This is a genomic window from Prevotella sp. Sow4_E9_plate, assembly GCF_052116205.1.
Lineage (GTDB): Bacteria > Bacteroidota > Bacteroidia > Bacteroidales > Bacteroidaceae > Prevotella.
Genome location: NZ_JBQKLN010000167.1, coordinates 1 through 327, shown reverse-complemented (window position 1 = coordinate 327; position 327 = coordinate 1). Strand labels below are relative to the sequence as shown.

Here is a 327-nt window from a genome sequence, read left to right as displayed (position 1 = left end):
ATAGTAAAACTTGTGAAGTATCGCTTGCCAAAGGCTTACAATCAGCCTTTAAGCAACATCCAGGTACTTACGCCGATGCAAAGAAGTGTGGTAGGTGCAGCCAACCTGAACCTGATGCTACAGCAAGCACTCAATACAACTACATTGGGCATAAGCCGTGGTGGTACAACTTATAAGTTGGGCGACCGTGTGATGCAAATACGTAACAATTACGACAAGAATGTGTACAATGGTGACATCGGAACTGTAGAAAAAGTCAACATAGAAGACCGCACACTCTGTGTCAACTTTGACAACAATCTGGTGGAATATGAAGCAACGGAGCTT

General features: G+C 43.7%; 1 pseudogene. It reads left to right on the top strand.

The window, feature by feature from the left end:
* Positions 1 to 327, top strand: a pseudogene (locus ACTQ53_RS17720) (ATP-dependent RecD-like DNA helicase); the annotation flags it as partial.